This is a genomic window from Streptomyces sp. NPDC044063 (assembly GCF_056434285.1).
The window spans coordinates 57559-81080 of the sequence record NZ_JBWKFM010000031.1; the positions used below are offsets into that span (position 1 = coordinate 57559).

The window sequence follows — 23522 nt, forward strand, 5'->3', positions numbered from 1 at the left end:
CACTCTCCTGACCGGGGGTGGGGGTGCGTCTTTGTTTTCTTCCTCTCTTTCTGCCCCTGGGGGGGGGGGAGGGGGGTCCCCCCCCCCCCGCCCCCCCGGACCCCCCCCCCCCCCCCCGCCAGGCTTTCGTGCACCCGTCCTGTGAACGACCGGCGCCGGGAGGCGTCACGGTCCGGACACCCGCGGAGCCGTGGGAACCGCAAGTGGAAGTTGCGACCCCCGTACAGCCCATAGGGTTGTCGGACATTGTTCGAATCGCAACGAACACGAGTGACGGGGCATCACGCGCCCACCGTCCCGTGCCGTTCACAGAAGGGCGGTCCACGCGGTGGAGCTTCCGCGCGTCGAGTTCAAGGTGCTGGGGCCGCTGGAGGCCGTCACCGACGGCCGCGTCCTGTCGCTCGGCGGCCCCCGGCAGCGGACCCTCCTCGCCACGCTGCTGGTCAACGCCGACGTCCCGGTGACCGCCGACCGGCTCTGCGACGCCCTCTGGGGCGAGAACCCGCCCGCCTCCGCCCAGGCCAACGTCCGCAGCTACGTCGCCGCCCTGCGCAAGGCGCTCGGCCCCGGCTCCGGCGAGGACCGGCTGAGCCTCGGCCACCGCGGCTACCAACTGCGCGTCCGGCCCGACGAACTGGACCTCCACCGCTTCGAGGACCTCGCCGCGCGCGGCCGCACCGCGCTCGGCCTCGGCGACCACCACCGGGCCGCCTGCCACCTGCGCGAGGCCCTCGACCTCTGGCGCGGCGAGCCCTTCGACGGCGTGACCCACCACGAGGCCCTGCGCATCGAGGCCGTCCGCCTGGAGGAGACGCGGCTGACCGCCGTCGAGGACTACGCCGAGACGCGCCTCGCGCTCGGCGAACACCGCGAGGCCGCCGCCCTGCTGCGCGAACAGACGGCCCGGCAGCCGCTGCGGGAATCGCTGTGGGCCAAGCTGATGCTCGCCCAGTACCGCAGCAACCGCCCCGGCGACGCGCTGCGGTCCTACGCGCAGGCCCGCGCCGCCCTCCGCGAGGAACTCGGCCTCGAACCCGGCGAGGAGCTCCGCCGCCTCCACCGCGCGATCCTCGTCCGCGACCCGGCCCTGGGCACCGCCCCCGCGCCCCTGCGGCCCGCCCGGCCCCTGCCCGCCTGGCGCACCCCGAACCAACTGCCGCCCGACACCGCCGACTTCGTCGGCCAGGACCTCGTGCTGTCCCGCGCCGCCGCGCTCCTGGAACCCGCCGCCGCACCGCCCGTCGCCGCGTCCACGGCCGGGGGGCCGTCGGCCGCCGCCCCCGTGGTGATCCTCACCGGGCCGCCCGGCGTCGGCAAGACCGCCCTGGCCGTCCGGCTCGCCCACCTCCTGCGCCACGCCTTCCCCGACGGCCGCCTCTTCCTGCGCCTGGACGGCACCCGCGGCCCCCGGCGCGCGGCCGGAGCGGTCCTCGCGGACCTGCTGCGCGGCCTCGGCGTCGCCGGCTCCTCCCTGCCCGAGGCCACCGTGGACCGGGCCGCCATGTTCCGGCTGATGCTGTCCGGACGCCGGGTGCTGGTGGTCCTGGACGACGCGCGCGACGAGGCCCAGATCCGCCCCCTGCTCACCGGCATACCCGGCTGCGCCGTCCTGGTCACCGGCCGGGAGAGACCCGCCGCCCCCGCCGGCGCCCACCTCATCGACGTCGCCCCGCTCGACGACGACGCCTCACGCCTGCTGCTGCGCCGCACGGCCGGCCCCGATCGGCTCGCCGCCGACCCCGAGGCCACCGACCGGGTCGTGGCCGCCTGCGCCGGCCTGCCGCTCGCCCTCCGCCTGGCGGGCGCGACCCTCGCCGCCCACCCCCACTGGCGCGCCCGCTGCCTGGCCGACCGTCTGGCGGCAGCCGTCCCGGCGGGCGCCGCGGGGCCCGGCCCGACGCCGGGTGCCGCGGCCGACGGCCCGGGGTGCCTTCCCGCGTCGGGGGTCCATGCCCCCGGCGCTTCCGGCGCTCCCGCCCGGGCCGTCGCGCTCCTCGGTCCGGAGGGTGCTGTCGCCGCGGCCGGTGGTCCCGGTGCCCCCGCCCCCGACGCCGCCGGAGGCGGTGCCGTGCGGGCCGCCATAGCCGTCGCCTACCGGGGGCTGCCCGCCGGTGTCGCGCGGGCCTTCCGGGCCGTCGGGCTGCTGCCCGCGCCGCGGTTCCCCGGCTGGGCCCTCGCCGCGCTCCTCGACGCCGACGACCCCGGGTGCGCGCCCGAGGGGACCGCCGCCGTCCTGCTCGACGCGCTGCTCGCCGCGCACCTCGTCCAGATCGAGGGCACCGACGCCGTCGGGCGGCCCCGTTACCGCCTCCACGACCTCCTGCACGCCCACGCCGCCGAGCGCGTCCTGGCCGAGGAGCCGGCGGCGTGGCGCGGGGCCGCGACCGCCCGGGTCCTCGACGGCTGCCTGACCCGGGTACGCGCCGCCGGCGACCAGCTGCTGCGCGGCGAGCCGGCCGACCTCGTCCGGGGCGGACCGGGCGACCTCGTCGGCTGGCTGGAGAACGAGCGGACCGGCCTGGTCACCCTCGTCGAGTTCGCCGCCGGCACCGGCTACGGCCCCCAGGTCGCCGCCCTCGCCTCCGCCCTGGAGGACGTCTGCCACCTGCGCACCTGGTGGGACGAGTGGGACCGGGTCGCCCAGGCCGCGCTCGACCGCGCGCGGGCCGACGGCGACCCGGCCGGCGTCGCGGTGGCGCAGGGCTCCCTCGCCCGGGCCTGCGCCGTGCGCGGCCGGGCCGACGAAGCGCGGGCCCGCTGGGCCGAGGCCATCGACCGGCTGGACGCGCTGGGCGAGGACCACCACGCGGCCCGCCTGCGCACCCACCGCGCGTTCGCCGTCGCCGACCGCGGCCTGGCGGAACTCGCCCACGACGACGCCCGGTCCGCGGCCGACGCCATGAGCCGCCTCGGCGACGCGCACGGCACGGTCCTCGCCCTGCGCAGCCTCGGCTACGCGCTCGTCTGCCGGGGGCGCGAGGACGAGGCCGTCGAGGCCCTCGGGCCGGCCCTGGAGACCGCCGAGCGGCTGGGCCACCCGCTGCTGCTCGCCGACGTCCTCCAGCTGCTGGCCGTGGCCGAGGTCGCCCGCGGCCGGCTGGGCCTGGCCGCCCGGCAGACCCACCGGGCCCTCGCCGGCTACCGGATGGTCCGTCACCGCCCCGGCGAGGCGTACGCGATGGTCACGCTCGGCCGGATCCACGTACGCCTCGGCGCCGACCAGGCACCGCGCGCCGTGGCGCCGCTCACCGAGGCGGCGGCCATCTTCACCGAGCTCGGCGAGCGCCGGGGCCAGGCCCTCACCTCGTACTGGCTGGGCAAGGCCCACGCCGCGCAGGGCGAGACCGCCCGCGCCACCAGCCGGCTCGCCGAGGCGCTCACCGCCTTCCGGGTGCTGCGCATGCCCCACTGGGGCGAGGCCGCGCGCCGGGACCTCAGCGCCCTCGCCCGGGCCGCGGCCCCGTCGGGACGCGCCCCGGCGGACCCCTCGCACTGCCCCTTCGCGGTGCGCTGAAGGGCCCGCCGCGCGCCCTTGTGCGTTTCTCATGCGCCTCCCGAGCACGGTGGTACCCAGTCCACGAAGGGAGGCGCGGTGAACGTCCCTGCCGCACCCGATACCGAACTGGCCGCCGAAGCAGTGCTCCGGGAGGTCCTGTCCCACCAGCGCAGGATGCGCGACGGCGGCTGCGCCGGAGAAGTCTGCCCGCGCTGCGTCCGCCACCACCTGGCGGCGGTGCGCGCCGCCATGGAGTCCGGCCGCCGCATCGAGTTCGTCCTGCCGGCTTTCCCCACGAAGTCGCCCAACCCCGCCAAGGTCCTGGGCCCGCTGCCCGACCTGGCCGAGGAACTCGCCCTGCGTTTCCTCGACGACCTGTGCGAGCGCGTCGCCGCGATCCACCCGCCCGGGGCCCGCATCCTCCTGTGCTCCGACGGCCGGGTCTTCAACGACCTGCTCGGGGTGAGCGACGAGGACGTCACCGGCTACGTCCGCGGGGTCGACGCCATGCTCACCCGGATCGGCGCCACGCACCTGGAGCAGTTCACGCTCGACGAGGTCTACAGCGGCGCCGGGCACGAGGACATGCGCGCCATGCTCTCCGCCGGCCACGCCCCGACGCTCGACGAGCTGCGCGCGGAGGTCCGGGCCGGCGGGGCGCCCCTGGCGATGTACCGGGGCATCACCCGCTTCATGCTGGAGGACCTCTCCACCCCCGACTACACCGGCACCCGCTCCGCCCTCCAGCGCAGATGCCGCGCCCTCGCCTACCGCGTCATCCAGCGCAGCAAGGCCTGGGGCTTCCTGCTCGACCAGCTGTTCCCCGACGCGATCCGGCTGTCGATCCACCCCCAGCCGTGCGCCACGGACAAGATCGGCATCCTGCTCGCCGACACCCCCGACGCCTGGCTGACGCCCTGGCACAGCGTCGCCGTCCGCTCCGGCGAGCGCTTCACCCTGATGAAGCGCGCCGAGGCCGAGCTCGCGGGCGCCCGGCTCGTCCATGTGGCCGGCCGCCCCAGCCACTACGAACTGGACCCCGCCGACGTCGCCCGCATCGCGCCCCGGCCCGCGCGCCACGAGCCGTCCGGACACGCCCGCTGCGCGTGAGGCGCCCCGCGCGGCATCCGCCGCGGAGCGCCCGTCCCGGAGCGTCCGTCCCCCCACCATCACTGGAGAACACCATGACCGCCGACCGCCGCGTACTGCCCGACAGCCGGTACGCCGTCACCACGATCGACCCCTTCGGCGTGGCGATACGGGCCACCGGGCCCGGCGCCCGGATCGAGGACCTCGACGTGGCCGCCCTGCGCTCGCTCGTCCAGGAGCACCACGTCCTGCTGCTCCGCGGCTTCGAGCCCTTCGCCGGTCCCGGCGAGCTGTCCGCCTACTGCGAGCGGTGGGGCGAGCCCAGCGTCTGGCCCTTCGGCACCGTCCTCGACCTGGTCGAGAAGGAGCGGCCCGAGGACCACATCTTCGACCACAGCCACATGCCGATGCACTGGGACGGCATGTACCGCGAGCAGATACCCGAGTTCCAGGTGTTCCAGTGCGTGCGGGCGCCCGGCCCCGGCAACGGCGGCGAGACCACCTTCTCCCACACCACCGCCGTCCTCGCGAACACCGACCCGGCCACGGTCGAGCGCTGGTCCCGGATGACCGGCACCTACCACCGCGCGATGGAGTTCTACGACAGCACGACCGTCTCGCCCGTCGTCACCGCGCACCCCGTCCACGGCGCCCCCGTCATCCGTTACAACGAGCCCACCGCGGCCGCGGGCAGCGACTTCGTCAACCACCCCGACCTGGTCTTCACCGGCCTGCCGGACGACGAACTCGCCGGGGCCCACCGCACCCTGCGCGCCGCGCTGTACGACCCCGCGCACCTCTACGCCCATGTCTGGGAGACCGGCGACGTCGTCGTCACCGACAACTACACGCTGCTGCACGGCCGAAACGCCTTCACCAGCGGCGCCCCCCGCCACCTGCGCCGCGTCCAGGTGCTGGGCACCCCGGCCCTGGACAACCCGGGCCTGGTCCGATGACCGCCCGCGACGCCCTGATGACGGGCGAGACGTATCTGGAGAGCCTGCGCGACGGCCGGCACGTCTACGTCGACGGGGAGCGCGTCAAGGACGTCACCCGCCACCCCGCCTTCCGCAACTCCGCCCTGTCCGTGGCCCGGCTCTACGACGCCCTCCACGACCCGGCCACCGCCGACGTGCTCACCGCCACCGACCCGGACACCGGCTTCCGCACCCACAAGTTCTTCAAGCCCAGCCGCTCCGCCGCCGAACTGGTGGAGGCCCGCGAGGCCATCGCCACCTGGGCCAGGATGGGCTACGGCTTCCTCGGCCGCACCCCCGAGTACAAGGCGTCCTTCATGGCGGGCCTCGGCGTCAACGCCGACTACTACGGGCCCTACGCCGCCAACGCCACCGCCTGGTACCGCGAGTTCACCAGCCGGGCCCTCTACCTCAACCACGTCATCATCAACCCGCCCCTCGACCGCAAGCGGCCGATCCACGACATGGAGGACGTGTTCGTGCGCGCCGTGCGCGAGACGGACGCCGGCGTCGTCGTCAGCGGGGCGAAGATGCTGGCGACCGGTTCCGCCATCACCAACGCGGGCTTCGTCGCCCCTGTCGGCTCCGCGGTCCTCGCGCCCGGCAAGGCCGAGCCGTTCGCCCTGGTGTTCTTCGTCAGGATGGACAACCCCGGGGTGAAGCTGGTCTGCCGCACCCCGTACGGGCGGCACGCCGGCAGCCCCTTCGACGCGCCGCTCAGCAGCCGCTTCGACGAGAACGACGCCGTGCTCCTGCTCGACGAGGCCCTGATCCCCTGGGAGGACGTCCTCGTCCACCGCGACATCGAGCGCGCCACCGGCTTCTACGCCGCCTCCGGCTTCCCCAACCTCTACAACTTCCAGAGCGGCACCCGGCTCAGCGTCAAGCTGGACCTGATGGCCGGGCTCCTCGCCCGCGGCACCCGGGCCAACGGCACCGACGAGTTCCGCGGCGTCCAGGCCGCCGTCGGCGAGATCCTCACCATGCGCGACATGGTGTGGGCCCTGACCACGGCGATGGCCCACGACCCCGAACCGGGCACCGGCGGCACGGTCGTCCCGCGCCTGGAGCACGCCTCCGCCCTGCGCATGTACAACGCCCAGGTCTGGGACCGCGTCCACGAGCTGTTCGAGACCACGCTCGGCGGGTCGCCGCTCGCCGTGCCCTCCAGCGCCCGCGACCTGGCCAACCCCGAACTGCGGCCCCTCATCGACCGCTTCTACCGGGGCTCGGACGGCGACGCCGTCGACCGCATCAAGCTCCTCAAGCTGGCCTGGGACGCCATCGGCACCGAGTTCGGCGGCCGCCACGAGCTCTACGAGCGCAACTACTCGGGCAACGGCGAGCAGGTCCGGCTCGACGCGCTGCGCTGGGCCACCCGGCGCGGCGGCCTGGCCCGCTGCGAGGCGCTGGTGCAGGAGTGCCTCGACGACTACGACCTCGACGGCTGGCGCCGGGGCCCCTGGCTCGACCCGGCCCACACCGACTGAACGGAGCGCGGAAACACATGTGCGGCATCACCGGATGGGTGGACTTCACCCGCGACCTCACCGGCCCCGACGCGGCCGGGATCACCGACGCCATGACCGACACCCTGATCGCCCGGGGCCCCGACGCCCGCGGCGTCTGGCGCGACACCCACGTCGCGCTGGGACACCGGCGGCTGTCGATCATCGACCTCGAGCACGGCGCTCAGCCCATGCGCACCCCCGAGGAGGGCCCCGGCGGCCTCCCGAGAGCGGTGATCTCCTACGGCGGCGAGATCTACAACTTCCGCGAGCTGCGCGAGGAACTGGTCCTGCTCGGGCACCGCTTCGCCACCCGCAGCGACACCGAGGTGGCCCTGCGCGCCTACCTCCAGTGGGGCGAGGACTTCGTCCACCGGCTCAACGGCATGTACGCCCTCGCCCTGTGGGACACCGCCCGCGAGGAACTGCTGCTGGTCCGCGACCGGCTGGGCGTCAAGCCCCTCTACTACCACCCCACGCCCGGCGGCGTGCTCTTCGGCTCCGAGCCCAAGGCCGTCCTCGCCAACCCCCTGGCCGAGGCGGGCGCGGGGGCGGAGGAGCTCTGCGACGCGCTGCTGTTCCTGCGCACCCCCGGCCGCGTGCCCTTCCGCGGCATGCGTGAGCTCAAGCCCGGCCACCTGCTGCGCGTCGGGCGCGACGGCGTCACCGAGGAGCGCTACTGGCGGCTGGAGTCCCGCCCGCACACCGACGACCTGAAGACCACGGTGGCCACGGTCCGCGACCTGCTCGACGACATCGTCCCGCGCCAGATGGTCGCCGACGTCCCCCTGGTCTCGCTGCTGTCGGGAGGACTGGACTCCAGCACGGTCACCGCCCTCGCCGCCCGCGCCCGGGCCGCCGACGGCGAGCGGCTCTCCACCTTCTCCGTGGACTTCACCGGCCACACCGAGAACTTCCGGGCCGACCCCATCCGTCCCACCCCCGACGGCCCGTACGCCCTCGAAGTGGCCCGCCACGTCGGCAGCGATCACCACGCCGTCGTCCTCGACCGGGCCCGCCTCCTCGACCCGGAGGTCCGCCGGACCGTCCTGCGCGCCTGGGACCTGCCGTTCAACTTCGCGGACCTGGACGTCTCCCTCCACCTGCTGTTCACCGCCGTGCGCGAGCACGCGACCGTCGCCTTGTCGGGGGAGGGCGCCGACGAGGTCTTCGGCGGCTACCTGTGGTTCTCCGACCCCGAGGCACGGCGCGCCGAGACCTTCCCCTGGCTCAAGCTGGGCGCCCACCGGGGCCTCGACCCCCGCTCGCTCTTCCACCCCTGGTTCGTCGACGGCATCGGCCTGGCGGAGTACGAGGCCGACCTCTACCGCACCGCGCTGGCCGAGGTGCCCCTGCTCGACGGCGAGGGCGCCGAGGACCGGCGGACCCGGGAGCTGGGCTACCTGACGCTGACCCGCTGGCTGCCCATCCTGCTCGACAAGAAGGACCGCATGGGCATGGCCGCCGGCCTGGAGGGCCGGGTGCCGTTCTGCGACCACCGCCTCGTCGAGTACGTCTTCAACGTCCCCTGGGAGATGAAGGTCTTCAGCGGCCAGGAGAAGGCGCTGCTGCGCGCCGCCGCCGACGACCTGCTCCCGGAGTCGGTGCTGCGCCGCCGGAAGGCCGCCTACCCCTCCATCCAGGACCCCGCCTACGACCGGGCCCTGATCACGGGCCTCACGGCGGCGGCCGGCGAAGCGGGGGCACCGCTGGGCCCGTACCTGGACGGCGACGCGGTGCGGCGGACGACCGCGAAGACCGCGACCGGCAGCCTGTCGGAGTTCGAACGGATCCTCGTGGAGTCCACCGTCCGGCTCGACGCCTGGGCGCGCGCCTACGACGTGGAGCTGGACGGCCCGGCCCGGCCCACGGACCCCACGGCCCCGGACCCCACGGTCTCGGACACCACCGCCGGGCCCGTCCCGGCGGGCCTCACCGGAACGAAGGGAACGAACTGATGCGAGCCATCGAGATACGCGAGACCGGCGGACCCGAGGTACAGCTCTGGACCGAGCGCCCCGACCCCGTACCCGGCGAGGGACAGATCCTCGTCGAACTGGCCGCGGCAGGCGTCAACTTCATCGACCTCTACCGCCGCGAAGGCCGGTATCCGCTGCCCGTGCCGTGCGTCCCCGGCGAGGAGGGCTCGGGCATCGTCCTCGCCACCGGGCCCGGCGTCACCCGTTTCGCGCCCGGTGACCGGGTCGCCTGGACCACCGTCCTCGGCAGCTACGCCGAGCGCGTGGTCGTCCCCGAGGACAAGGCCATCGTCGTGCCCGACGGCATCAATCTGCGCGAGGCCGGCGGCATGCTCGTCCAGGGCATGACCGCCCACTACCTCGCCCACGACTCCTATCCGGCGCGCGAGGGCGACACCGTCCTGGTGCACGCCGCGGCCGGCGGGGTGGGACTGCTCCTCACCCAGCTGCTCAAGCGGCGCGGCGTCCGCGTCATCGGCACGGTCTCCACCCCCGGGAAGGAACGCGCGGCCCGGGAGAACGGCGCCGACGAGGTCATCCGCTGCACCGAGACCGAGGACCTGGCCGCCGAGGTGCGCCGGCTGACCGGTGGGGAGGGCGTCCACGCGGTCTACGACGGCGTCGGCGCCGCCACCTTCGACGCGAGCCTGGACTCGCTGCGCGTCCGGGGCACCCTGGTGGTCCACGGCGGCGCCAGCGGCGCGGTGCCGCCCGTCGACGTGATGCGGCTGCTGTGGGGCGGCTCGCTCACGCTCACCCGCCCCTACCTGGAGCACTTCCGCGCCACCGTCGAGGAGTTCGAGTGGCGGGCGGGGGAGGTCTTCGGCGCGATCGCCGACGGCACGCTGCGGTTCACGGTGGGCGGCACGTACCCGCTCGCCGAGGCGCACCGCGCCCACACCGACCTCGCGGCCCGGCGCACCTCCGGCAAGCTCCTGCTCGTTCCCTGACCCCGGATGACCCCGAACGCGAAGGAGGGCACCATGGGCGGCATCGCCGGTGCGGGACTGCTCTCGCACGCCCCCGTCATCATGTTCCCCGAGCGGTGGCGGATCGAGGCCAACGGGGGGCGTGACTTCACCCTCGCGACCGGACTCGCCCGGCTGGCCCGGGAAGTGGCCGACACGGTCGCGTACGACACGGTCGTGGTGTTCGACAGCCACTGGGCGACGACCACCGAGGCGGTGATCACCGCCCATCCGCGGCGCGCCGGGCTGTTCACGTCGGACGAGATGCCGGGCGCCCTCAGCCGGCTGCCGTACGACATGCCGGGGGACCCGGAGCTGGCCCGGGCCGTCGCGGCGGCGGGCCGCCGGCGGTCGCTGTGGCTGGAGGCCAACGACGACCCGTACCTGCCCGTGCACTACGCCACGCTCAACCTCTGGACGTACCTGGGCCGGGCGGGCAGGCCGTGGGTGTCGGTCTCGGTGTGCCGGACGGCGACGACGGAGGACTTCCTCGCGCTCGGCGAGGCCGTCGCCGAGGGGATCGCCGACGCGGGCCGGCGGGTCCTGCTGATCGCCTCGGGCGGTCTGTCCCACCGCTTCCGGCCGCTGGCCGAGCTGCGCGACCGGATGGCGGGGGACCCGGCCCACATCGTCACCCCCGAGGCCCGGGCGGCGGACGAGCGGCGGATCGCCTGGCTGGAGGAGGGGCGCCACGACCAGGTGATCGCCACCATGCCGGAGTACCTGCGGTTCGCCCCCGAGGGGCGGTTCGGCCACTACCTGATGCTGGCGGGCGCGCTCGGCGGTCCCGCGTGCCGGGCACGCGGTCGGCTGTACGGCGCGTACGAGAACGGCATCGGCACCGGTCAGGCGCACCTCTGGTTCGACGGGCCGCACGACGGGCCGCCCGTCCGCTGAGTGCCCCTCACGGGTCGCCCGTTCCCGGCCGCCCTCGCCGTCACGGCGGGGGCGGCCAGGGGCGTGCGCGCGGGATCAGGGCCGCGGCGGCCGGCCGTGGTCGCGGGAGAGGCCGAGGTAGAGCGGGTCGGTGAGGTCCGGGCGCACCGCGTGGGCCACGGCGGGCCGGGTCAGGTGCGACTGCCGGACGATCTCGGCGAGCGGCACGTCGATCTGGGCCACGCCCATCGCGACGAGCCGGCCGATCGAGGTGCCGTACGCGATGCCGCGCACCCCGCTCCACACCAGGGCTCCGGCGCACATCGGGCAGGGTTCGGCGGTGCTGACGGCGATCTGGCCGGACAGTCGGATTTCGGCCTTCGTGGCGGAGCGCAGGAGGTTCATCTCCGCGTGCGCGGTGAGGTCACCGCTCTCGGTGGTGTTGCCCGCCCCGGCCGTCACCGCGCCGGTCGTGGCGTCGACCAGCACGGCCCCGAAGGGCCACATGGCCGAACGTCGTGCGTGGTCCACGGCGGCCGGCATCGCGCGGGCGATCGCGTCCCGCAGCCGGGGCGGCCAGTCGCCGTCCCACTCGGGGCCGGTCAGGGCCCGTACGCGGGGCGAGGGGGAGGCGGCGGCGGGCGACGGGACGGCGATCGCGGCGGCGGCCGCGGCGTACAGGACGCTCCGCCGGCCGGGAGAGGGTGTCAGCACCGTACCGTCCTAGCACCCTGAGGGGCGCCGGGGCGGCGGAATCCCGCGGAACGCACTGCTCCGGAGGGGCCCGGGTCGTATACGGGGGCATAAGGGGTCGGCTCAACCTGACCTGTACATGCCCCCAGGGCGGTGGTGGCATGGACCGCACGAATCCGGCCCGAACCCAGGGAAGGGACCTCCGATGCTCAGACCCGCGATGATCGCCGGAGCGGCGCTCACGCTCGTCGCCGCCGCGCACACACCCGCGTCCGCCGAAGAGCCCGGCGTGCCACCGAACCGGGTCGTCATCGACGTGGCGGCCGTCAACGGCTCCGGCTGCCCCGCCGGGACCGCCGCCGTCTCCGTCGCGTCCGACAACACCGCGTTCACCGTCACGTACAGCGACTACCTGGCCCAGGTGGGCGTCGGCTCGAAGCCGACCGACTTCCGCAAGAACTGCCAGCTCGGCCTGAACGTCCACGTCCCGCAGGGCTGGACCTACGCCATCGCGCGGGCCGACTACCGCGGCTTCGCCCACCTGGAGCGCGGCGCCACCGGCCTGGAGCGCGCCAGCTACTACTTCCAGGGCTCGCCCAACACCACGGCCGTCAGCCACCGCTTCGCCGGCCCCGTCAGCGACAACTGGCAGACGTCCGACGTCACCGACGTCGACGCGCTCGTCTACGCCCCCTGCGGCATGTCGCGCATCCTCAACGTCAACACCGAGCTGCGCGTCGGCGCCGGCTCCTCCGACCCGGCGACGACCAACAGCTTCATGGCGATGGACTCGACCGACGGCAATGTCAACACCCTGTACCACTTCGCCTGGAAGGAATGTCCCTGACCCGTGAGCCGCACGGCAGACACAGTCGGGAGCGCCACGCCGCGGCGGGCCTTCAGCGAGTGGAAGGGATCTCATGTCCAGACCGGTGTTGACCGCCTGCGCGGTCGTGGCGCTCCTGGCCGCCTCGGCCCCGGCCCACGCGGCGTCCGCGTCGCACGGGGCCGGGTGGCCCGGTGACGGCGTACCCCCGCCCGACAAGATCGTGATCGATGTGGTCGCCGTCAACGGCTCGGGCTGTCCCACCGGAACGGCCAATGTGACCGTCTCCCCGGACAACACCGCCTTCACGGTCTCGTACAGCAACTACGTCGCCCAGGTGGGCGTCGGCTCCAAGCCCACCGACTTCCGCAAGAACTGCCAGCTCAGCCTGAACGTCCACGTGCCCCAGGGCTTCACCTACGCGGTCGCCCAGGCCGACTACCGCGGCTTCGGCCACCTGGAGAAGGGTGCCACGGGCCTGGAGCGGGCCAACTACTACTTCCAGGGCATGTCGCAGACGGCCTACGTCAACCACCACTTCACCGGGCCGCTCAACGACAACTGGCAGACGTCCGACACCACGGACATCGATCAGGTGATCTACGCGCCCTGCGGAGCCATCCGCTACTTCAACATCAACACCGAACTCCGCGTGGACGCGGGCACGTCCGACCCCGCCAAGACCACCAGCTTCCTGGCGATGGACTCGACGGACGGCAACATCAGCACCCTCTACCACTTCGCCTGGAAGCAGTGCCCCCGCTGAGGGGCCGCCGCTCGGCCGACGGCGTCCGCCATGGCGGCCCGGCCCGGACGCCGCCGGCTTGACCTCAAGTGCGGTCGAGGTGTGATCGTTTCCGGCATGACACGCCTCACCACCCTGCGCCACCCCGACGCCGGCATCACGCTCATCAGCCGCTGGGTCACCGGCGACCCCGGCCGCTCGCGCACCGCGGCCGACGCGCTCCTCGCGACCTGGACGGCCCCGGACGCCCCCGCCCTCGTGCTCGCCACCCACGTCTTCCTCCACGTGGACGGCTCGGAGCTGCTGATCCACGGTCAGTGGACCAGCGCCGAGGACCACCTCGCCTTCGCCCGGGACGGCCGCGCCGCGCGCGTCGCCCGCATCGACGAGCTCGTCCCCGGCATCGAACGCCCCCGGCTGGACCGTACGCGGCCGGACCGCGGCGTCGTCCTCGACCCGGGCGCCGAGGCCGGGCTCTTCGCCGTCGCCTGGCACGAGACCGACGGCACCCCCGGCGCCCAGCGCGCCTGGGCCGACGCCCGGGCCGACGCGGTGCGGGACCGCCCCCGGCCGGGACTGCTCGGTGCCCACCTCCACCTCGCGACCGACGGGCGGCGCGTGGTGGAGATCTCCGAATGGGCGGAGGGGGCGGAGGACGAGGCGGAACACCTCGACGGCATCGAGCTCGCCCGCTACCGGCTGTACGGCTCGGCGGTCCGGTGAGGGGGAATGCCGGGAATGATGGCTTATATGACATAGGGTGAGGTGCGGGCGGGGGTGTCTCACCACCGGCGACGACGGCTGATGAATGCTGAGGGCGCATGTCCGAGAGACCCGGTAGGACCGTCACCGACCCGCGGCCCCCCGAAGCCGTCGCGCCCACGGCGGAGCCGTTCGCCGGCCACCCCGTCGGCCCCGTCGACCGGGCCTTCCTGCGGCGCGTCAGCACCCACCGGCCGACGACGGGCTTCTTCCTCGACTTCGCCGGCCCCGCCCCCGGCGGAGCCGAACTGACCGCCCGAGTCGTCGCCCGGGCGGCCGCCCTCCCCGCCCTCAACGACCTCGTCCCCGACGGGCGCGGCCGCGCGTGGCGGGCGGTCCCCGCCGCCCTGGACGGCGCGGCGCACATCCGCTGCCGCACGGACCTGACCGGGCGGCCGGACCTCGACGCGGCCGCCGGCGCGCTCCTGCGCCTGCCGCTGCCGGCCGGGCCGCCGTGGGACGTACGGCTCCTCACCGGTCCCGGGCTCGAAGGGTTCCGGATCTGCTTCCGTGTCCACCACGCCGTCCAGGACGGCGTCGGCGCCGCCCACTCCGCCCTCGCCCTGCTGGCCGACACCGCGGCCCCGGGCCCGTACGCGCACCCGGCCCGGCGGCCCCGGCCGTCCGGCATGCTCCGCGCCGGGTGGGACGTCCTGCGCTCCCTGCGGGACGAACGCGGCTGGCCGGAACTCCAGGCGGACGCCCCGGCGGGACACTCCTCCTGGACGTACGCCGACATGCCCACGTCCCGCCTGCGCGCCCTGGCGGACCTCCATGACGCGGGCGTGAACGACATCTGCCTCGCCGGCCTCGCGCTCGCCCTCCGCGCGTGGCGCCACGACCGGGCGGAGAGCCCGGACGGCTGCCCCGACCTGCCGGTCCTCATCCCCATGTCCACTCGGCAGCCCCACGAGACCCATGTCCCGGGCAACCGCGTGGCCACCCACCGCCTGCTGCTGCCGTGCTCGGCGGACAGCCTGGGCGAGGCCGTCGCGCGGGTGCGCCGCCAGTCCGCCGCCGTCCGGCGCACGCGCCGCCGGGACGCGGCCCGCACCGCCCTGGCGAAGCCCTTGGTGCCGCGCCTCGCGGACTGGACCGTCCGGACGATGGGCAACCCGCGGGCGTTCCCGGTCAGCGCCAGCAGCATCGCGTTCCCGGAGGCCTTCACGTGCTTCGGCGCCCGGCTCACCGCCGCGTCCATGGTCTACAACGGGCAGGAGAACCTGCCGACGTATGTGTCGATCACCCGCACCCCGGACACCGTGCGGTGCGCGCTGATGTACGACGAGGCGCTCGCGCACACCGGGACGCTCCCGGGGTACTGGAGGCAGGCGCTGGGCTTGGTCCAGACCTATTGACGGTGGGTGGGGCCCGCCCTACGGTCGGGACATGACCGGTCTGTTACGCCTGCTGGTGGCCGGAGCGGCGGCCCTGACGATGGCGTTCACCGCGCAGGGGCCCGTCGCCGCCGCGGCGGGCGCGCCGCGCGAGGACACGTGCGCGGTGAAGCCGAAGCCCTCGGGCAAGGTGCTCCAGGGGTACTGGGAGAACTGGGACGGAGCGGCCAACGGTGTCCACCCGCCCTTCGGGTGGACACCGATCACGGACCCCCGCATCCGGCAGCACGGCTACAACGTGCTCAACGCCGCGTTCCCCGTGATCCTCCCCGACGGCACCGCGCTGTGGGAGGACGGGATGGACGCGGGCGTGAAGGTGGCCACGCCGGCCGAGATGTGCCGGGCCAAGGCGGACGGCGCCACCGTCCTGATGTCCATAGGTGGCGCGGCCGCCGGCATCGACCTGAACTCGGCCACCGTCGCCGACCGCTTCGTCGAGACCCTGGTGCCCATCCTGCGCGCCTACAACTTCGACGGCATCGACATCGACATCGAGACCGGCCTGACGGGCAGCGGTGACATCGGCAGACTCTCCGCCTCGCAGGCCAACCTGATCCGGATCATCGACGGCGTGCTCGACCGCATGCCCCCGGGCTTCGGCCTGACGATGGCCCCCGAGACCGCCTACGTCACCGGCGGCAGCGTGACGTACGGCTCGATCTGGGGGGCGTACCTGCCGATCGTGAAGAAGTACGCGGACAACGGCCGCCTGTGGTGGCTCAACATGCAGTACTACAACGGCAGCATGTACGGCTGCTCGGGCGACTCGTACTCGGCGGGCACGGTCCAGGGCTTCACCGCGCAGACGGACTGCCTGAACAAGGGCCTGGTCGTGCAGGGGACGACGATCCGGGTGCCGTACGACAAGCAGGTACCGGGCCTGCCGGCGCAACCGGGCGCGGGCGGTGGGTATATGACACCCAGCCTGGTGAAACAGGCCTGGAACGGCTACGGCAATGGGCTGAAGGGCCTGATGACCTGGTCCCTCAACTGGGACGGCTCCAGAAACTGGACCTTCGGCGACAACGTCAGGCAGTTACAGGGCCGTTGACGCGGCCGCGGTGACGTCGGCGACGAGCTCGGTCATATCGGGCCCGTAGACGTCCGAGCCGACGACCTTCAGCAGCAGACAGAACGTTCCGTCCAGGCCGTGCTCACGCGCCAGCGCCACGTGGTGGCGGGCGAGGTAGCGTATGGCCGCCTGATTGGTGATCGCGCGCTGCCCGGAGGCGAGGAAGACGGGCCGCCCGCCGTCCGGCCCCGTGATCCGGGCCAGCAGCACGTACTCCGCCCGGCCCATCTCCAGGCGATACGTTTCTCCGCCGATGGTCAACGCGCCCCCGTCGTTCACCTCGACCCCGGGCAGGAGGGTGCGCAGGTGCGCCTCGGTGCGCCGGTTCGAGACCGGGCCTCCCACGCAGAACTCGGTCCGGGTGCCGAAGCCCTGCCGGGCGTCGTCATGAACGACGATGTCCGCGGTCGCCCCGCACTCCTTGATCAGCGCGGAGAGTTCGAGCAGCGCGAAGGTGTCGTACCGCGAGACGCTGTGCCGGCTCGCGCTGGGGTCCTGGTTCACCACGAGCAGACACTCCGAACCGCCGGGCAACCCCAGGAAGGTCTGCTTCCGCCGCAGTTGCCGCCGCCACAGGAGCGTCCTGACGAACCACCCCGCCGCACCACTGATCCCACTGGCGACCAGCCCCAGAACGATGTTGCGCACGTCGTCATCCATGAGGGGCGAGCTTAGGGGCTGCCCCCGGCCCGCGATCCGCGAGGGATCATGGTCGGATGGACACGGTGAAGCGCTCCTGGGAGCGCATCGAGGGGTGGCTGCGTGTCAACGCCCCGCTGGAGTACGCCGATCTGCCGGGGCCGGCGAGTGAGGAGGCCCTCGCCCGTGTGCGGCGGGATCTGGGCGTGCCGCTCCCCGGTGATCTGATCGAGTCGCTGCGGTGCCACGACGGCTCGGGCGGGGTGGGGCTGCTCCCCTCCGGGGGCGCGCTGGTCGCGGCCGCCGAGATCGCCGAGGTGCGCCGGGAGGCACGGGATGACGCTGCCTACGCGTGCCGGCAGGCGGGTCTGTCGCCGGGGGAGACGGACCGCGAGCTCGACCGGGTGCCCCGCGGCTCCGGCGCCGAGCCTCTCTGGCACCGTCTGTGCGTCCCCTTCGCGCGGACCGACGGCAGGGACCACGTCTTCGTCGACCTGGCCCCGGGCCCGTCGTGGGGGCGGGTGGGGGAGTACACGAGGGACGACCCCCGCGTCCGGTTCCCCGGCGGTGCGCACCGCGCCTCGCCCGCCGCCCTGCTCGCGGCCGTGGCGGACGCGCTGGAGAGCGACGAGCGCGTCGTCGAGTTCGCCGAGGACGACGTATGGGAGGCGACCGTCGACGAGGGCCGCCTCCTGTGGGAGCCGTGGCAGCCGGAGCATGTGGAGTGGCCCGGCTGGGAGGAGTGGCTCCGGGGCCAGGTGTGACTCGCCGCGGTCGTCCCGGTTCGGGGCTGCTTAAGGTGGTGGGCATGATCAACGCTGATGACGTCCGCCGGATCGCGCTCTCCCTGCCGGAGACCGTCGAGAAGGAGGCGTGGAGCATGCCCACCTTCCGCGTCGCGGGAAAGATGTACATCACCGTCCCCGACGACGGGACGTCGTTCGCGGTCCGCTGCCCCCGGCACGAGCGCGCCGAGCTGATCGCGGCCGAGCCGCACAAGTTCTGGGTCCCGCCGCACGAGGCGAGTTCCTCCTGGGTGCGCGTACGGCTCGCCGCCCTCGACGACCTGGACGAGCTCCGCGACATCCTCGTCGACTCGTGGCGCCAGGCCGCGCCCGAGCGCCTGGCCGACGCCCTGCCGTAGACCCCCGCAAAGGAACCCGTCAGGGCTTCTTTCCGCCCGTCCCCGCTGCCGGCCAGACCGGGCCCGCCCCCTTGAGGATGCGGTGGGTCGGGGCCGTGCTCGCGTGCTGGACGCCCGGCAGGGACGCCACCGGGCCGGTGAGATAGCGGTAGAACGACCCCGCGTCGTGCGTGCTGATGCTCGCGCACAGATTGGTGGTCCCCGTGGTGGCCGCCGCGAACGGCACCTCCGGATGCTCGGCCAGCGCCCGCCCCACCGCGTCGAGCCGCGCCGGCTCCACCTGCAACCACAGGGTCGCCCGGAACCCCTGGTGGAGGATCCGCGGGTGGTAGTCGAGGTCGAAGTAGAGCGCCCCCGCCGCGCGCAGTTCCGCCAGCCGGCGCCGGACCGTGCTCTGCGACCACCCCGTGGCCGCCGCCAGCTCCGCCAGGGGCGCACGGCCGTCCTGCGCCAGCACCGTCAGCAGCCGGTGGTCCTGCGCGTCCAGGGGGTACGGTGCGGCCGGCTCGTCCGGCCGCACCGCCGGCGCCCCGGCGGGCGTGAGCGCCGCGACCTGCTCCGGCGTCAGCGGCCCCGCCTTGCTGACCACGCTGCGCTCCTGGCCGAAGAAGATGTGCAGCAGGCTGTGCGCCGACACGTCCACCACCCGCGGCGTGCGCGGCAGCCGTTGCAGCAGCAGGGCGTGCCCCTCGCCGCCGAGGTCGGGGTCGCGCGACCGGACGTTGCAGATGATCTCCGTACCGCCCGAGGTCAGCTTCACCCAGCTGGTGTCCGGATGCCGCGCCAGCGCCTCGCCGACCGAGGCGGCCGCGTCCGGCGTGCACCGCACCCGCACGAACCAGGGCGTGTCACCGACCCGCAGCGGATCGGTGATACCCACCACGCGCAGCGTGTTCGTCGTGCGCAGCCGGGTGTAGCGCCGCGCGACCGTCTGGTCGGACACCCCCAGCACCTCGGCGATCCGGCTGAACGGCGCCCGCCCGTCGATCTGGAGGGCATGGGCGAGGGGCTGGTCCTGCGCGTCGAGCGCGGGAAGCGCCGCCCGCTGGGTGTCGATATCCACCATCTAAGCCTACGAGAAGTCGAAAATCGCCGTCGACAGGGCATCGGCTGTGGGCACGGACCAAGGTCACCGCAGGCTCTACCCGACCGACCCCCCACCCGTCACCCCCCTCAACACTTCACGAAACGAGAGATTCAATGCGTAAATGGCGGCCGCTCGTGGCTGTCTCGCTGGGCGCGTTCATCCTGCTGGTGGACGTCACGATCGTGAACGTGGCGCTGCCGCAGATGGCCGCCGACCTGCACGCCGGCTTCTCCTCCCTGCAGTGGGTGGTCGACGCCTACGCCCTCGCCCTGGCCGCCCTGCTGCTGGCGGCCGGCTCGCTGGCCGACCGCTTCGGCCATCGCAGGCTCTACGTGGCCGGGCTGATCCTCTTCGCCCTGGCCTCCCTGGCCTGCGGCCTGGCGCCGAACGCCGGCGTCCTGGTGGCCAGCCGCGCCGTCCAGGGAATCGGCGGCGCCGCCATGTTCGCCACCACCACGGCCCTGCTCGGCGCCACCTACCAGGGCCGCGACCGCGGCACCGCCTTCGGCGTCTGGGGCGCCGTCAACGGCGCCGCCGCCGCGGCCGGCCCCCTGCTCGGCGGGCTCCTCACGGAGCACATCGGCTGGCAGGCCGTCTTCCTGGTCAACCTGCCGATCGCGGCGGTCGCCGTCGCCCTGACCCTGCGCGTCATCGCGCCCGACCGGCGCGCCGGGCACGGGACCGCCGCCCCCACCGGACGCCTCGACGTCCCCGGCGCCGTGACCTTCACCGTCGCGGCCGCCGCCCTCACCTACGCCCTCATCCGCGGCAGCGAGGCCGGCTGGACCTCCGGACTCACCCTCGGCGCCTTCGCGGTCGCGGTGGTGGCGCTCATCGCCTTCGTGACGGCCGAGACACGGGCCGAGCGGACGGGCGGCCAGCCCATGCTCGACCTGGGCCTCCTTCGCAGGCCCTCCTTCGCCGGCCTGATGGGCGGCGCGCTGCTTCTCCAGGGCGGCGCGTTCGGCGGCCTGGCCCTGCTCTCGCTGTGGCTCCAGTCCGTCGAGGGCCTGGGCCCGATCGACGCCGGCCTCTCGCTGACGCCGCTGGCCGTGGTCTCCTTCGTCGTCTCCCTCGTGGCGGGCCGCTACCTCCAGCGGCTCACCCCCCGCCTGCCCATCGGCCTCGGCCTGCTCGTGGTCGCGTGCGGCATGCTCCTGCTGAACGCCGGGATGACGGCCGACGCCGGCCGGTCGGCGGTCATCGCCGGACTGTGCGTGACCGGCGCCGGTGCCGGACTGTCCATGCCCGTCCTGGTCTCGGCCGCCATGGGCACCGTGCCGCCCCAGCGCATGGGCATGGCCGGCGGAGCCGTCAGCACCTTCCGGCAGCTGGGCATGACCCTGGCGATCGCCGGCCTGGGCGCCGTCTTCACCAGCCGCGTCGAGACGGTGCTCAAGGACTCCGGTACGGCCCCCGACCCGCACGACGCCGCCTCGGCCCTGGCCGGTGGTCAGGCCCACCGCATGATCGAGGCCGCGCCGGCGGGGGTGCGCGAGCAGACCGAGCACCTCGTCCGCGAGGCCTTCGCGTCCGGCCTCGACCGGGTCTTCCTGTGGGCGGCCGTCGCCGCCGCGGCGGGCGGCCTGCTGGTCCTGGCCCTGGTCCGTCCCGCACCCCGCCCCCAGGGCGGCGCCCCGGCCGGCCCCGGCGGCCCCCGGCAGACGGCCGGTGAGCGAGCCGGCGAGCAGGGCGAGAAGGCGGGAGCGGCGGCCTAGGGCCTGTCCGGCGGATCTTCGTGGATCAGCGAGCGGCGTCCGGCGCTGGGGGCACCTCCCAGCGGTAGCTGGGGGAGATCGCAAGGCGGAGGGGCGCCCTCGTACCGGGCGTACTTGGGTGATCCCGACAACGCGGCGAGCGTGCGTGCCTGGGGGCACCCCCAGCGGTAGCTGGGGGAGCGTCGGGAGCCCGCGAAGATCCGCCGGACAGGCCCTAGGGCAACAGGAACCGGGACAGGCCTCGGGGTCGGCCGAGCGGCAGGGCCTGGGACAGACCCCGGGCCCGGTCCGGGCCGTGGTCGCCGCTTCGCGCCCGGCCGTCCAGGGCGTTCCCGGACGGCCGGCCCCGTCGGCCGCCCCCACCCGCTCGCGGGCTCATCGGCGCCCGCGAGCGGCCCGCTCCTCCGCCGTCGCCCGCGACGGCACCGGCACCGGCACCGGCCCCGGCTCCGGCGGGCCCGGCAGGTCCCTGACCCGTCCGATGGGCGAGAAGACCAGCACGAGACCGGCGAGCGGGACGCCCGCCGTCGTGATCCACATGGCCGTGCGGAGCCCCAGCACCGTGCCGAGCACCCCGCCGAGCATCGCCCCGAGCGGGATCGTCCCGTAATTGAGGAACGCCGTGGTCGCGGTCAGCCGGCCCAGCAGCTCCGGCGGGCAGTAGCTCTGCAGGAAGCCCGCCTTGATGACGTTGCCGGCCACGACGCCGGCCGACACGCAGAAACCGCCCGCCACGAACAGCACCATCCCCGCGCCGCCGTCCGTCAGCGGAACGAGCAGGGCGAACAGCGCGAACCCCACCTCGCACACCAGCGTGCCGCGGGCCGTACCGAACCGGGCGGCGACCCGGCGGGCCAGGAAGGCCCCGGCGACGCCCCCGGCCCCGGCGGCCGCCACCAGCGCCCCGACCGGCCCGGGTGCCAGCCCCACGTCACGGACGAGGAAGACCACGCGGATCGACTGGTACCCCATGAGCGCCAGGTTCGAGGCCGCCCCGAAGAGCGTCAGCGTCCGCAGCCAGGGATCGCCCGCGACCAGCCGCAGGCCCTCGCCGACCTCCTCGGCCAGCGCTCCCCGGCGGCGCCCGGTCCGGGGGACGCGGGGCTCGCGGTGCCGGATGCCCGCCAGGCAGACGAGGGAGACCAGAAAGGTCGCGGCGTTCGCCAGCAACCCGTTCACCGCGCCCGCCACCTGCGTGATCAGCCCGCCGGAGCCCATCCCGGCGATCTGCGCGGCCGACGCGCTGCCGTGCAGCTTCGCGTTCCCCTCGGCCTGCTCCTCGGGCGCCAGGATGCCGGGCAGATAGGCGGTGTAGGCGGTCTGGAAGACGACGGCGGCCGCGCCCGTCAGCAGGGCCACGGTCAGCAGCAGGCCGATGCTCAGCCGCCCCAGCGCGGCGGCGACCGGGACGGCACCGAACAGCGCCAGCGAGACCCCGGCGGCGCCCAGCATGACGGGCCGGCGCCGGTGCCGGTCCACCCAGGCGCCGACCGGCAGCCCTATGAGCAGCCAGGGAAGCCACGCGGCGGCGCTCAGCAGCCCGACCTCGAGCGTGCTCGCGCCCAGATCCGACACCGCGATCAGCGGCATCGCGACCCCGGTCACGGAGGCGCCGAACCTGCCGGCCGTCTCCCCGCACCACAACAGCCGGAAGTCGCGGTGGCGGCGCAGCAGACCGCCCGCGCGGACATCGCGGTCACGGGTCATGACGCGTCGCCCCGTTCTCTCCGCGGGAAGGACTGGAGCTGGACGACGACCGGCAGGGCGCCGGGGGCGGGCTCGGCGTCCGGGGCGGGCGTGTGGCGGGCGACGACGGCCATCAGCTCGGCGTTGAGCACGGCGAGCTGTTCGGGCGTGAGGCGCAGGTCACGCCAGTCGGAGACGGTGCCCGCCGCGCGCCACTCCTCGTCCCACTCCTCCGTCACATACGTGAGGACCCGGCCGAAGTACTGCTGCACCAGCTCGTGGAGGTAGACGGACAGCGCGCCACTGCTGTCCGGGTCGTCGCGGAAGTCGGCGATGTTCAGCTCGTTCGCGATGCCGGTCCGCTTCCACCAGCGCTCGCGCCGGGTGCCGCGCCCGGTCTCCTCCTCGATGAAGCCGTGCTCGGCGAGGTGGCGCAGGTGCCAGCTGACGGTGCCGGTGTTCTCGCCGAGCCGGCCGGCCAGCAGGGTCGCGGTGGCCGGGCCCTCCAGACCGAGCAGGTCCAGGATGCGCATGCGCAGGGGATGGGCCAGGCCGCGCAGGCTGCGGGCGTCGAGGCGACGGGTGGGACGTGGGGCCGGTGTGTGCGTCATGAGCGCATCGTAGATCGCAGAGAGTTCTCTGCAAAGAGTTCTCTGCAACCGGGTTCGCTGTGAGGCCCCTCATGGGGCCTGCGTCACATACGAAGGAAGTTCGTGGCCAGAATTCTGCTTAATTCGGACATTTAGTGGTGAATCTTGGGTCCGCTTTACGGGGTTTGGTCGTAGGTCACACCCTTTGTCAGGGGGTTTTCGGGCCGCTAACAATGGCTGGGTCGCACGGCGCCGTCGACCGGGAAACGG

20 protein-coding genes are annotated in these 23522 nt (G+C 74.3%); 15 read left to right on the plus strand and 5 right to left on the minus strand.

The window, feature by feature from the left end; all coding sequences use genetic code 11:
- Nucleotides 1-328: 328 nt before the first annotated feature.
- The 7 genes from AC07BS_RS29180 to AC07BS_RS29210 all read left to right on the plus strand — a co-directional run bounded on the left by AC07BS_RS29180 (nucleotide 329) and on the right by AC07BS_RS29210 (nucleotide 10914).
- Nucleotides 329-3514, plus strand: a complete 3186-nt coding sequence (locus tag AC07BS_RS29180; protein ID WP_478648013.1) for an AfsR/SARP family transcriptional regulator — start codon at nucleotides 329-331, stop codon at nucleotides 3512-3514.
- A gap of 78 nt (nucleotides 3515-3592) precedes the next feature.
- Nucleotides 3593-4606: an L-tyrosine/L-tryptophan isonitrile synthase family protein gene (locus tag AC07BS_RS29185; protein ID WP_478648014.1), complete on the plus strand. Its 1014-nt coding sequence runs from the start codon at nucleotides 3593-3595 to the stop codon at nucleotides 4604-4606.
- Between the two features lie 74 nt (nucleotides 4607-4680).
- Nucleotides 4681-5541 (plus strand): TauD/TfdA family dioxygenase, encoded by an 861-nt coding sequence (locus AC07BS_RS29190; RefSeq protein ID WP_478648015.1) that lies wholly within the window; start codon nucleotides 4681-4683, stop codon nucleotides 5539-5541.
- Nucleotides 5538-7052 carry a 4-hydroxyphenylacetate 3-hydroxylase family protein gene (locus AC07BS_RS29195; protein WP_478648016.1) on the plus strand — a complete coding sequence of 505 codons (1515 nt, stop codon included), beginning with the start codon at nucleotides 5538-5540 and terminating at the stop codon, nucleotides 7050-7052. The genes AC07BS_RS29190 and AC07BS_RS29195 overlap by 4 nt, the downstream gene beginning before the upstream one ends.
- A 17-nt stretch (nucleotides 7053-7069) precedes the next feature.
- Entirely contained in the window at nucleotides 7070-9028 is a 1959-nt protein-coding gene (gene asnB, locus AC07BS_RS29200; protein ID WP_478934978.1) for an asparagine synthase (glutamine-hydrolyzing), read from the plus strand.
- Nucleotides 9028-9999 carry a quinone oxidoreductase family protein gene (locus AC07BS_RS29205; protein WP_478934979.1) on the plus strand — a complete coding sequence of 324 codons (972 nt, stop codon included), beginning with the start codon at nucleotides 9028-9030 and terminating at the stop codon, nucleotides 9997-9999. Before asnB ends, AC07BS_RS29205 begins: the two co-directional genes overlap by 1 nt.
- 6 nt (nucleotides 10000-10005) lie before the next feature.
- Entirely contained in the window at nucleotides 10006-10914 is a 909-nt protein-coding gene (locus AC07BS_RS29210; RefSeq protein WP_478648022.1) for a DODA-type extradiol aromatic ring-opening family dioxygenase, read from the plus strand.
- 75 nt (nucleotides 10915-10989) lie between these two features.
- On the opposite strand, the gene AC07BS_RS29215 is transcribed toward AC07BS_RS29210, so the two are convergent.
- Nucleotides 10990-11607 carry a nucleoside deaminase gene (locus AC07BS_RS29215; protein ID WP_478934980.1) on the minus strand — a complete coding sequence of 206 codons (618 nt, stop codon included), beginning with the start codon at nucleotides 11605-11607 and terminating at the stop codon, nucleotides 10990-10992.
- Between the two features lie 184 nt (nucleotides 11608-11791).
- Between AC07BS_RS29215 and AC07BS_RS29220 the strand changes: the two genes are divergently transcribed.
- The 5 genes from AC07BS_RS29220 to AC07BS_RS29240 all read left to right on the plus strand — a co-directional run bounded on the left by AC07BS_RS29220 (nucleotide 11792) and on the right by AC07BS_RS29240 (nucleotide 16367).
- The gene (locus AC07BS_RS29220) at nucleotides 11792-12433 is read left to right on the plus strand and encodes a DUF4360 domain-containing protein (RefSeq protein WP_478648025.1); all 642 of its coding nucleotides are present in this window, start codon (nucleotides 11792-11794) and stop codon (nucleotides 12431-12433) included.
- 73 nt (nucleotides 12434-12506) lie between these two features.
- Nucleotides 12507-13178 carry a DUF4360 domain-containing protein gene (locus AC07BS_RS29225; RefSeq protein WP_478648027.1) on the plus strand — a complete coding sequence of 224 codons (672 nt, stop codon included), beginning with the start codon at nucleotides 12507-12509 and terminating at the stop codon, nucleotides 13176-13178.
- 96 nt (nucleotides 13179-13274) lie between these two features.
- Entirely contained in the window at nucleotides 13275-13880 is a 606-nt protein-coding gene (locus tag AC07BS_RS29230; protein ID WP_478934981.1) for an antibiotic biosynthesis monooxygenase, read from the plus strand.
- 98 nt (nucleotides 13881-13978) lie between these two features.
- Nucleotides 13979-15277 carry a wax ester/triacylglycerol synthase domain-containing protein gene (locus tag AC07BS_RS29235; protein WP_478934982.1) on the plus strand — a complete coding sequence of 433 codons (1299 nt, stop codon included), beginning with the start codon at nucleotides 13979-13981 and terminating at the stop codon, nucleotides 15275-15277.
- Nucleotides 15278-15308: 31 nt separating this feature from the next.
- Complete coding sequence (locus tag AC07BS_RS29240) at nucleotides 15309-16367, plus strand: chitinase (RefSeq protein ID WP_478934983.1); 1059 nt, start codon at nucleotides 15309-15311, stop codon at nucleotides 16365-16367.
- Here the strand turns inward: AC07BS_RS29240 and AC07BS_RS29245 are convergent.
- Nucleotides 16353-17048: a hypothetical protein gene (locus tag AC07BS_RS29245; protein WP_478934984.1), complete on the minus strand. Its 696-nt coding sequence runs from the start codon at nucleotides 17046-17048 to the stop codon at nucleotides 16353-16355. The genes AC07BS_RS29240 and AC07BS_RS29245 overlap by 15 nt on opposite strands.
- 56 nt (nucleotides 17049-17104) lie before the next feature.
- Between AC07BS_RS29245 and AC07BS_RS29250 the strand changes: the two genes are divergently transcribed.
- Nucleotides 17105-17791, plus strand: a complete 687-nt coding sequence (locus AC07BS_RS29250) for an SMI1/KNR4 family protein (protein WP_478934985.1) — start codon at nucleotides 17105-17107, stop codon at nucleotides 17789-17791.
- A 44-nt stretch (nucleotides 17792-17835) separates the two neighbouring features.
- A complete protein-coding gene (locus tag AC07BS_RS29255) occupies nucleotides 17836-18171 on the plus strand; it encodes an MmcQ/YjbR family DNA-binding protein (RefSeq protein ID WP_478648033.1) in 336 nt (111 codons plus the stop codon).
- A 19-nt stretch (nucleotides 18172-18190) separates the two neighbouring features.
- On the opposite strand, the gene AC07BS_RS29260 is transcribed toward AC07BS_RS29255, so the two are convergent.
- Nucleotides 18191-19234, minus strand: coding sequence for an Lrp/AsnC family transcriptional regulator (locus tag AC07BS_RS29260; RefSeq protein WP_478934986.1), 1044 nt, complete (start codon nucleotides 19232-19234; stop codon nucleotides 18191-18193).
- 137 nt (nucleotides 19235-19371) lie between these two features.
- On the opposite strand from AC07BS_RS29260, the gene AC07BS_RS29265 reads away from it, so the two are divergent.
- Nucleotides 19372-20976 (plus strand): MFS transporter, encoded by a 1605-nt coding sequence (locus AC07BS_RS29265; protein WP_478934987.1) that lies wholly within the window; start codon nucleotides 19372-19374, stop codon nucleotides 20974-20976.
- Nucleotides 20977-21351: 375 nt separating this feature from the next.
- Here the strand turns inward: AC07BS_RS29265 and AC07BS_RS29270 are convergent, their stop codons facing one another.
- Both AC07BS_RS29270 and AC07BS_RS29275 read right to left on the minus strand, forming a co-directional pair.
- Entirely contained in the window at nucleotides 21352-22683 is a 1332-nt protein-coding gene (locus AC07BS_RS29270; protein WP_478934988.1) for an MFS transporter, read from the minus strand.
- The gene (locus AC07BS_RS29275; protein WP_478648040.1) at nucleotides 22680-23273 is read right to left on the minus strand and encodes a helix-turn-helix domain-containing protein; all 594 of its coding nucleotides are present in this window, start codon (nucleotides 23271-23273) and stop codon (nucleotides 22680-22682) included. Before AC07BS_RS29275 ends, AC07BS_RS29270 begins: the two co-directional genes overlap by 4 nt.
- Nucleotides 23274-23522: the final 249 nt, after the last annotated feature.

Bases quoted from the DNA above. Each gene is read 5' to 3' on its own strand.
- AC07BS_RS29235 (WP_478934982.1), top strand. From the start codon at position 13,979: ATGTCCGAGAGACCCGGTAGGACCGTCACCGACCCGCGGCCCCCCGAA.
- AC07BS_RS29265 (WP_478934987.1), top strand. From the start codon at position 19,372: ATGCGTAAATGGCGGCCGCTCGTGGCTGTCTCGCTGGGCGCGTTCATC.
- AC07BS_RS29255 (WP_478648033.1), top strand. From the start codon at position 17,836: ATGATCAACGCTGATGACGTCCGCCGGATCGCGCTCTCCCTGCCGGAG.
- AC07BS_RS29240 (WP_478934983.1), top strand. From the start codon at position 15,309: ATGACCGGTCTGTTACGCCTGCTGGTGGCCGGAGCGGCGGCCCTGACG.
- AC07BS_RS29245 (WP_478934984.1), bottom strand. From the start codon at position 17,048: ATGGATGACGACGTGCGCAACATCGTTCTGGGGCTGGTCGCCAGTGGG.
- AC07BS_RS29190 (WP_478648015.1), top strand. From the start codon at position 4,681: ATGACCGCCGACCGCCGCGTACTGCCCGACAGCCGGTACGCCGTCACC.
- AC07BS_RS29225 (WP_478648027.1), top strand. From the start codon at position 12,507: ATGTCCAGACCGGTGTTGACCGCCTGCGCGGTCGTGGCGCTCCTGGCC.
- AC07BS_RS29205 (WP_478934979.1), top strand. From the start codon at position 9,028: ATGCGAGCCATCGAGATACGCGAGACCGGCGGACCCGAGGTACAGCTC.
- asnB (WP_478934978.1), top strand. From the start codon at position 7,070: ATGTGCGGCATCACCGGATGGGTGGACTTCACCCGCGACCTCACCGGC.
- AC07BS_RS29210 (WP_478648022.1), top strand. From the start codon at position 10,006: ATGACCCCGAACGCGAAGGAGGGCACCATGGGCGGCATCGCCGGTGCG.
- AC07BS_RS29270 (WP_478934988.1), bottom strand. From the start codon at position 22,683: ATGACCCGTGACCGCGATGTCCGCGCGGGCGGTCTGCTGCGCCGCCAC.
- AC07BS_RS29220 (WP_478648025.1), top strand. From the start codon at position 11,792: ATGCTCAGACCCGCGATGATCGCCGGAGCGGCGCTCACGCTCGTCGCC.
- AC07BS_RS29275 (WP_478648040.1), bottom strand. From the start codon at position 23,273: ATGACGCACACACCGGCCCCACGTCCCACCCGTCGCCTCGACGCCCGC.
- AC07BS_RS29195 (WP_478648016.1), top strand. From the start codon at position 5,538: ATGACCGCCCGCGACGCCCTGATGACGGGCGAGACGTATCTGGAGAGC.
- AC07BS_RS29250 (WP_478934985.1), top strand. From the start codon at position 17,105: ATGGACACGGTGAAGCGCTCCTGGGAGCGCATCGAGGGGTGGCTGCGT.
- AC07BS_RS29230 (WP_478934981.1), top strand. From the start codon at position 13,275: ATGACACGCCTCACCACCCTGCGCCACCCCGACGCCGGCATCACGCTC.